Source organism: Pedobacter sp. 05L430 (assembly GCF_056397585.1).
On record NZ_JBFTNT010000470.1, the window covers coordinates 1 to 1,926 of the forward strand.

The following is a 1,926-nucleotide window of genomic DNA, read 5'->3' on the forward strand; positions in this document are numbered from 1 at the left end:
GATGGATACTGTTCTTATCCGAACGGTAGATGTTCAATTTTGAACAGCATGGGTAGTCAAAAGCCTTATTAAGGTAGGTAAATTCATTGGCATAGCTCTTGAACTGTAAAGGAAAATTAACAATATGAAAAGTCCAAAATCCTTACTTATACTTTTGACACTCATTTTTTCGGTTAGTGTAAAAGTATCGGCTCAGAAAACAGTAACTGTAGACATTACAAAGGTTACACATACCGTAAATCGAACCATAAATATGAGTGGTTCATCTCAAAAGCCCACTTTACATATAAATTCAAAGTATGATGCAGGCTTTGCTGTAATAAAACACCGCGATTTTAAAAACGGTGAGATAACGTTTGAGGTGAAGGGTGAAGATATTTTCCAGAAAAGCTTTGTTGGATTTGCTTTCCACATACAAAACGATTCTACTTATGAGGCAATCTATTTTAGGCCATTTAATTTTAGATCTGATAACGAGCTGCGTAAAAAACATGCTGTCCAATATATTTCTCTTCCCGGTAATGACTGGCCAAAGCTTAGAGAAGCTTCTCCATTAAAGTATGAGCAACCGATCGGAGAGGATGTTAATCCGGCAGAATGGTTTAAGGTTCGGATTAAAGTGGAAGCAAAAATGATCAGTGTCTATGTAAATGAAAACCCTAAGCCATGCTTGGAAGTGGTTCCTTTAAGCAATCTAAATTCCGGGAAGATAGCTTTCTGGACCGGCAGCGAATCTGCAGGAGATTTCAGAAACTTAAAAATCACAGAAAACTAACCTTTGCTTTGGTTTTCAGCTGCTTGTAAGAGTATTTTTTTTATCAGCGCAATCTGTCCTAAATGGTAATGAGTGTGTTCAATAATCCCTTGGATATTTCTGTAGTAGGTTCCGTATTTCTCATCTGTAAAGTTTTCCCAAAGTTTATGCTCTGGCAACTGCTCAATCAGTAAAGTGAAGGTTTCTGCATCGGCAAAGGTTTTGTCCAGCAAATTATCCCAGTCTCTTTGTGACTCGATTGGAGGAAGGTCAAAACTATATTTGTCGCTAGCCTCAAGTGGTTCTCCTTGTAATACCTTTAGCACTGCACTTATGTAGTAATTCACATGATAAACTAAGGTAGCGATGGTATTAAAAGAATGAACCTGCATTGTTGCTTGTTGCCAGTTTACATCCGTCAAATTGTCTTTAAGGTTTGATGATGTCCAGTTCCCGCCAAAATGAACATCTTTTAAGTGCTTTGCTAATTGCGCTGGTAAATTCATGCTATTTAATATTAAACAGTTAAATTATAATTTTATCTGAAAATATAAAAATGGGCGAGGCCGAAAAATAAGCTCAGTCCAATAATATAGAGGACGTTAACTTTAAATTTTTTCATTAACACCAGGGTGATAATAATCCAGGCCAATGAGTAAAAATCAATATATTTAAAAGATACTCCACCGGGGAAAATAATATCCTTTCCCAGAAATAAGGTGAGGTTTAAAATCACTCCCACAACTGCAGCTGTTACAAATCCCAGAACATTGCCAATTGTTTTATTTCCATGTGTTTTTTCAATAATCGGTCCGCCAACAAATATGAATAAGAATGAAGGTAAAAAGGTATTGAAGGTTGTAATTAAAAGCCCAATTGTGCCCATAAGGATAGAACCTGAAAAATGATTAAAGGCTGCCATAAATCCTACGTAACACACCACAATAATTAATGGGCCGGGAGTTGTTTCAGCAAGGGCAAAACCATCAATCATTTGCATCTTACTTAGCCAGTTCAGCTTCGAAACACTAAACTGTGCAACATATGGTAAAACAGTATAAGATCCTCCTATTGTAAATAATGCAGTTTGGGTAAAGAAGAGGCTTAGGTCTTTCCAAAATTGAAAATCAACAGAAAGAAAGTACAACAAAAGTAAAGGAATTAGCCAGATC

The 1,926-nt window shown here is 36.3% G+C and carries 3 protein-coding genes; 1 reads left to right on the forward strand and 2 read right to left on the reverse strand.

Annotated features, from left to right (window positions below):
* Positions 1-124: 124 nt before the first annotated feature.
* A complete protein-coding gene (locus AC1DG9_RS26470) occupies positions 125-775 on the forward strand; it encodes a family 16 glycoside hydrolase (RefSeq protein ID WP_288879485.1) in 651 nt (216 codons plus the stop codon).
* Here the strand turns inward: AC1DG9_RS26470 and AC1DG9_RS26475 are convergent.
* Both AC1DG9_RS26475 and AC1DG9_RS26480 read right to left on the reverse strand, forming a co-directional pair.
* Positions 772-1,260 (reverse strand): DinB family protein, encoded by a 489-nt coding sequence (locus tag AC1DG9_RS26475; protein WP_172663135.1) that lies wholly within the window; start codon positions 1,258-1,260, stop codon positions 772-774. The genes AC1DG9_RS26470 and AC1DG9_RS26475 overlap by 4 nt on opposite strands.
* 32 nt (positions 1,261-1,292) lie before the next feature.
* Positions 1,293-1,926 (reverse strand): chromate transporter (locus AC1DG9_RS26480; protein WP_477635623.1); only part of this gene is annotated, 634 nt, incomplete at its 5' end.